Here is a 6,888-nt window from a genome sequence, read left to right as displayed (position 1 = left end):
GCTCCGGTCCTCGCTCGCTGGCGCTCGCTGCGATCCTCACTCATGATCTTCTGCTCTTCGCGCAAGCGCTCATCGTGTGATTCGCTCCGGTCCTCGCTCGCTGGCGCTCGCTGCGATCCTCACTCATTGCCGGCTCCGGCGGCGGGAAGCTCGTCCTCGGTCAGGTACTTGACCAGCTCGTCCCGTTCGAACAGCTCGAGCAGATCCGGCCGGATCGCCGGGATCGGCTTCTCGACGACGGTGACGTCGCCCATCCCGTCGGAGTCGGCGCTGAGCGTGCAGACCAGGTTGCGCCGCCGCCAGTCCGCACTCATCGCCGGGTAGTCGTCGCGGGTGTGCCCGCCGCGGCTCTCCTGCCGGATCAGCGCGGCCCGGGCCACGCACTCGCTGACCGCGATCATGTTCTGCAGGTCCAGCGCCAGGTGCCAGCCGGGATTGAACTGCCGGTGCCCCTCGACGCTCACCTGGCGAGCCCGGGCCTTGAGGTCTGCCAGCCGGTCCAGTGCCTGCCGCATCTCGGGCTCGGTACGGATGATGCCGACCAGGTCGTTCATGGTCTGCTGCAGTTCCTGATGGACGGTATAGGGATTCTCGCCGGACTCGATGTTGAACGGCGCCAGCGCCGCGGCTGATGCCGCCGCCACCGACTTCTCGTTCACCAGCGGGTAGGAGCCCTGCAGCGAGGCCACGTACTCGGCGGCGCCGTCACCGGCCCGGCGGCCGAAGACCAGCAGGTCGGACAGCGAGTTGCCGCCCAGCCGGTTCGAGCCGTGCATGCCGCCGGCGACCTCGCCGGCCGCGAACAGCCCGGGAACCCCGTCGGCGGCAGTGCTGTCCGGATCGACCTGGACGCCACCCATCACGTAGTGACAGGTCGGGCCGACCTCCATCGCTTCCTTGGTGATGTCGACGTCGGCCAGTTCCTTGAACTGGTGGTGCATCGAGGGCAGCCGCCGGGTGATCTCCTCGGCCGGCAACCGGGTCGAGACGTCGAGGAACACCCCGCCGTGCGGCGAGCCGCGGCCGGCCTTGACCTCGGAGTTGATCGCCCGGGCGACCTCGTCGCGGGGCAGCAGCTCGGGCGGTCGCTTGTTGTTGTCCGGGTCCTTGTACCAGCGGTCGGCCTCGTCCTCGCTCTGCGCGTAGTTCTTGCGGAACACGTCCGGCACGTAGTTGAACATGAACCGCTCGCCATCGGAGTTGCGCAGCACCCCGCCGTCGCCGCGGACCGACTCGGTCACCAGGATGCCCTTGACCGACGGCGGCCACACCATGCCGGTCGGGTGGAACTGCACGAACTCCATGTTGATCAGGTTGGACCCGGCCCGCAGCGCCAGCGCGTGACCGTCGCCGGTGTACTCCCAGGAGTTGGAGGTGACCTTGAAGGACTTGCCGATGCCACCGGTCGCCAGCACCACGGCCGGCGCCCGGAACACCACGAACCTGCCGGACTCGCGCCAGTACCCGAAGGCGCCCGCGATCGCGCCGCCGTCGTCGAGCAGCAGCTCGGTGACCGTCAGCTCGGCGAACACCTTGAGCTTGCCGTCCGAGGCCACCCCGCCGCCGTCGTCCTGCTGCAGCGAGACGATCTTCTGCTGCAGCGTGCGGATCAGCTCCAGGCCGGTGCGGTCACCGACGTGGGCCAGTCGCGGGTACTCGTGGCCGCCGAAGTTGCGCTGGCTGATCTTGCCGTCGGGGGTCCGGTCGAACAGCGCGCCGTAGGTCTCGAGCTCCCAGACCCGCTGCGGGGCCTCCTTGGCGTGCAGCTCGGCCATCCGCGGGTTGTTCAGGAACTTGCCGCCGCGCATGGTGTCGCGAAAGTGCACCTGCCAGTTGTCCCTGGAGTTGACGTTGCCCATCGAGGCGGCGATGCCGCCCTCGGCCATCACCGTGTGCGCCTTGCCGAAGAGCGACTTGCAGATGATCGCGGTGCGCAGCCCGGCCTCGCGGGCGGCGATGGCGGCGCGCAGTCCGGCGCCGCCGGCCCCGATGATCACGACGTCGTATCGGTGCTCTTCATATTCGGTCATCTTCGCAGCAGTCCTCTTCAGATCCGGTGTTCAGTGCGCGGGAAGGTGTCGACTCAGCGGGGAACGCGGCCCTAGAAGAACCGGGGATCGCTGAAGGCGCCACGAGCCAGCAGGAAGATGTAGAAGTCGGTGACCACCAGCCAGACCAGCGACACCCAGGCCAGCTGCATGTGCCGGGCATTGAGCACCGAGACCTTGCCCCAAGCCCAGTACCGCAACGGGTGCTTGGAGAAGTGCTTCAACCGGCCGCCCACGATGTGCCGGCAGGAGTGGCAGGACAGCGTGTAGGCCCAGATCAGCGCGGCATTGATCAGCAGCACCACGGTGCCCAGGCCCATGTGCCCCCACTGGCCGCGCTCGTTGCGGAAACCGAGGATCGCGTCGTAGGTCAGGATGACCGAGAACAGCATCGCCGCGTACCAGAAGTAGCGGTGGATGTTCTGCAGGATCAGCGGGAACCGGGTCTCACCGGTGTACTTGGCGTGCGGTTCGGCCACCGCACAGGCCGGCGGCGACAGCCAGAACGCGCGGTAGTAGGCCTTGCGGTAGTAGTAGCAGGTCATCCGGAAGCCCAGCGGGAAGATCAGGATGATGATCGCCGGCGACAGCGGGAACCAGCTGCCGATCGGGGTGCCGAAGTCACTGGACTCCGGCACGCACTTGACGCTGAGGCACGGCGAGTACAGCGGCGTCAGGTACGGCTCGGCGTAATAGTCACCGTTCTGGAAAGCCCGCACCGTCGCGTAGATGGCGAACAGCCCCAGCACCGTGGCCGTGATCACCTGCGGCAGCCACCAGCGGTCGGTGCGCAGCGTCCGGGCGCCGATGCGGGCCCGGCCGGGAGCGTTGACGCCGGTGGCGCGGTCGGTCGGATCTGCCTTGGTCATCGCGAGGTTCCCCGGTAGCCGCCGATGGCTCCGTCGCCTTCCTCGCCTTGGCCGTCGGTGTGCTCGCCCCACATCGTCGCGTCATAGGACTCGTCGGTCAGCTGGTGCATCTCGATGGGGTTCCTCCCGGGCCAGTCGGCGGCAGCGAGCAGACGTCGTGCACGTCCAGCTCGAACCGCTCGAGATCGTTGCGAAGCCGCATCACGGTCGGCACTCACCGTACTGTGCCGCGCAGCCACGCGACGGCCGTGCGGATCCGCCACCGCGCGGTTCAGCGTTCTCAGCTCGACAGAGAGCGGTATGTTGCCTCTTCCATCCAACGGCAGATCGTATGACGTCGGCCAACCGTCAAGCCTGAGTATGTCCAACTTCACACCCCTAGCCAACCATCCTCGCCGGAGGTCCGGCACACCGGGACGGCGCGGGCCGGGGACCCCGATGGACGCCCGGCGGCCGCGCCGGGATGTAGCCCGCCGCCGCGACCGTTACCGTCAATTCTCATGGGGTGGCCACAGGAGAACGGATCCGACTGCCGGACGACCCTCGTCTGGGGGCAGGGTTATCTGGGCTATGACTTCGGCGAGCACCCGCTGGCACCGCTCAGGCTCGAGCTGACGATGTCACTGGCCCGCAGCCTCGGGGTGCTGGACCGGCTGGCGGTGCTGGAACCGGTGCCCGCCGGGGACACCGAACTGCTGAGCGTGCACGGGCCCGACTACCTCGCCGCGGTCCGGGCAGCGGGTGCGGATCCCGGTTACCAGGGATTCGGCCTGGGCACCGCTGACAACCCGGTGTTTCCGGGCATGTTCTCCGCCTCGGCGCTGATCGCCGGTGGCTCCCGGCAGGCCGCCCTGCAGGTCTGGAGCGGCGCTGCCCGGCACGCGGTCAACATCGCCGGCGGCCTGCACCACGCGATGCGGGATTCGGCCGCCGGTTTCTGCGTGTTCAACGACGTGGTGCTGGCGATCCGGACGCTGCTGGACGCCGGTGCCCAGCGGGTGGCCTACGTCGACATCGACGTCCATCACGGTGACGGCGTCGAGGCGGCCTTCTATGACGATCCCAGGGTGCTGACCATCTCGATGCACCAGGATCCGCGCACGCTCTATCCGGGAACCGGAATGGCCTGGGACATCGGTACCGGCGCCGGCGAGGGAACCGCGGTGAACCTGGCGTTGCCGCCGGGCACCTCCGACGATGGCTGGCTGCGGGCGTTCCACGCGGTGGTGCCGGGCGCGGTGACAGCGTTTGCTCCCGACGTCCTGGTGACCCAGTGCGGGTGCGACACCCATCACGAGGATCCGCTGGCGGACCTGGCCCTCACCGTCGACGGCCAGCGGGCCGCCTACATGGCCCTGCACCAGCTCGCGCACCGGGTCGCCGGCGGCCGGTGGCTGGCCACCGGCGGCGGCGGTTACGGCGTGCTGCGCTGCGTGCCCCGCACCTGGACGCACCTGCTGGCCGAGATGACCGGGCAGCCGATCGATCCGCGAACCGAGATCCCGCCGTCCTGGTCGGATGCCTTGCGCCGGCGTGGGGTGAACGCCGCGCTGCCGCAGCTGATGGGAGAGGGGCGCGAGCCCGAGCCGCAGCTCTGGGCACCCGGCGGCGAGTCCTGGCTGGACCGCTCGATCTGGGCCACCCGCAACGCCAGCTTCCCGCTGCTGGGCCTGGATCCGCAGGATCCCCGTGACTAGGCCGCGGGATCCCCGTGACCAGGCCGCGGGATCCCCGTGACGGGTGGCTACCCGCCGAGCTGGGAAGCCGACGTGGTGGTGGCCGACGGCGGCACGGTGCACCTGCGGCCGCTGACTCCCGGCGATGCCGAGGCGCTGGTGGCCTTCCATGCCGGGTTGTCGGTGCGCACCCGATACCTGCGTTACTTCTCCGCTTATCCGACGATCCCACAACGGGATCTGATCCGGTTCACCCATGTGGATCACGTGGACCGGGTCGCGCTGGCGGCGTGGTTGGGCCGCGAGATCATCGCCGTCGGGCGCTTCGATCGGCTGCCGGGTCCCGACCCGGCCATCGCCGGCACCAGCGCCGAGGTCGCGTTCGTGGTGGCCGATGCCCATCAGGGCAGGGGGATCGGCTCGGTGCTGCTGGAACATCTCGCCGAAACCGCGCGCGAGCTGGGCATCACCCGGTTCGAGGCGCTGGTGCTGGTCGAGAACAGCACGATGCTGCGGGTGTTCCTGGATGCCGGCTACCAGCCTTCGCGGCACCTCGATGGCAACGAGGTGAGCCTCGAGTTCGACATCGCCGCGACCGAGTTGACCGAGAAGGTGATGCGCGAGCGGGAACTGCGGGCCGATTCGCGATCCATCCGACGGCTGCTGGTGCCGCGCTCGGTGGCGGTGATCGGCGCCAGCGCGGATCCCGCCAAGATCGGAAACCTGGTCGTGCGCAACCTGCAACGCTCCGGCTTCACCGGACCGATCTTCCCGGTCAACCCGCACGCCCGTTCGGTGAGCGCCACGCTGGCCTACCCGAGCATCGCCGACGTTCCGGGCGAGGTGGACCTGGCGGTGCTCGCCGTTCCGGCCGCTGAGGTCGGAGATGTGGTGGCACAGTGCGCTGCCCGCGGGGTGCACGGGCTAGTGGTGATGTCAGCCGGATTCGGCGAGACCGGCACCACCGAGGCCAGGCTCGAAGGAGCCAGGGCCCAGCGCGAGCTGGTCTCCCAGGCCCGGACGCACGGGATGCGGGTGATCGGGCCCAATTGCCTGGGAATCATCAACACCGACCCCTCCGTGGCGCTGAACGCATCGCTGGCGCCGGTCGTGCCAGTGGCCGGCCGGGCCGGTTTCTTCTGCCAGTCCGGGGCACTCGGCGTCGCGGCGCTGGGCGAGGCGGCCCGCCGTGGGCTCGGCGTATCGAGCTTCGTCTCGGCCGGCAACCGGGCCGACGTGTCGGGCAACGACCTGCTGCAGTACTGGGAAGGCGACCCGGCAACCGAGATCGCCCTGCTGTACCTGGAAAGCTTCGGCAATCCCCGCAAGTTCGCCAGGATCGCCCGCCGGTTCGCCCGGCGCAAACCCATCGTGGCCGTCAAGAGCGGCCGCGGCGCGATGGTCGCCGGCTTGCGGCCCACCTCGGTGGACGTTCCCGAAGCCAGCGTCCAGGCGCTGTTCGAGGCCTCGGGTGTGATCCGGACCGACACCCTGGCCCAGCTCTTCGACGTCGCCCTGCTGCTCAGCACCCAACCGTTGCCCGAGGGCAATCGGGTTGCCGTGGTGGGCCATTCCACGGCGCTGGGGATGCTGGTCGCCGACGCCTTGAGCAGCTCTGGAATGGAGCTGGCCCGGTTGGTCGACGTCGGCACCGACGCGGGTGCCGAGGAGTTCGGCGCTGCCGTGCGGGAAGCGCTTGCGGCCACGGATGTCGATGCGGTGGTCACCATCTTCGTCCCGCCCATGCACCGCGGCCAGGAGTTGCCGGTCGCCGAGGAGTTGCGCAAGGCCGTTGCCGGGCAGCCGAAACCGGTGCTCTCGACCTTCCTGGGCTTCGACGGCGTACCGGCGGCGCTCGCGGTGCCTGGCCCGCTGGCTCCGATGCCGGGCTCGATTCCCTCGTACTCCTCACCCGAACGCGCGGTCACCGCGCTGGCACACGTGATCCGCTACGCCAGGTGGCGCCGCCGGGATGCCGGGGAGCACCTGGAACTCGCCGATCTGGACGCTGCCGCGGCCCGGGAGTTCGTTGCGGGGCTGATGGCCGATACGCCGGCCGAGCGTCTGCTGACGCTCGCCGAAACCCGGCAGTTGCTTGCCTGCTATGGCATCGAGGTCATCGCGAGCGAGCCGGCGGACAGCATCGGCGCGGCGGCGCGGGCCGCTGACCGGCTGGGCTGGCCGGTGGCGCTGAAAGTGCCCGGCGCGGTCCGGTTGCATCTCGGCGGTCCTCGCGACATCGACGAGGCCTGGGCGTCACTGGCTCTGCCGGAGCGGGCCGAGGTGATCGTGCAA

At 69.5% G+C, this 6,888-nt stretch carries 4 protein-coding genes; 2 read left to right on the top strand and 2 right to left on the bottom strand.

All coding sequences use genetic code 11. The features are described 5' to 3' along the window. Positions 1 to 119: 119 nt before the first annotated feature. Positions 120 to 2,030 (bottom strand): fumarate reductase/succinate dehydrogenase flavoprotein subunit, encoded by a 1,911-nt coding sequence (locus VF542_RS10300; protein ID WP_408651616.1) that lies wholly within the window; start codon positions 2,028 to 2,030, stop codon positions 120 to 122. 71 nt (positions 2,031 to 2,101) lie between these two features. After that, positions 2,102 to 2,917, bottom strand: coding sequence for a hypothetical protein (locus VF542_RS10295; RefSeq protein WP_408651615.1), 816 nt, complete (start codon positions 2,915 to 2,917; stop codon positions 2,102 to 2,104). Positions 2,918 to 3,417: 500 nt separating this feature from the next. On the opposite strand from VF542_RS10295, the gene VF542_RS10290 reads away from it, so the two are divergent. Next, positions 3,418 to 4,614: an acetoin utilization protein AcuC gene (locus tag VF542_RS10290; protein ID WP_408651614.1), complete on the top strand. Its 1,197-nt coding sequence runs from the start codon at positions 3,418 to 3,420 to the stop codon at positions 4,612 to 4,614. A 36-nt stretch (positions 4,615 to 4,650) separates the two neighbouring features. Next, positions 4,651 to 6,888 (top strand): GNAT family N-acetyltransferase (locus tag VF542_RS10285; RefSeq protein WP_408651613.1); only part of this gene is annotated, 2,238 nt, incomplete at its 3' end.

The sequence above is a fragment of the Jatrophihabitans sp. genome (genome assembly GCF_036389215.1).
Classification (GTDB): Bacteria; Actinomycetota; Actinomycetes; order Mycobacteriales; family Jatrophihabitantaceae; genus Jatrophihabitans_A.
The sequence above is the reverse complement of the archived record's forward strand: the minus strand, read 5'-3'. Positions and strand labels throughout refer to the sequence as shown.

What these genes read in the sequence shown, in the direction of transcription:
- VF542_RS10300 (WP_408651616.1), bottom strand. Translation starts at nt 2,030, where the DNA reads ATGACCGAATATGAAGAGCACCGATACGACGTCGTGATCATCGGGGCC.
- VF542_RS10295 (WP_408651615.1), bottom strand. Translation starts at nt 2,917, where the DNA reads ATGACCAAGGCAGATCCGACCGACCGCGCCACCGGCGTCAACGCTCCC.
- VF542_RS10290 (WP_408651614.1), top strand. Translation starts at nt 3,418, where the DNA reads ATGGGGTGGCCACAGGAGAACGGATCCGACTGCCGGACGACCCTCGTC.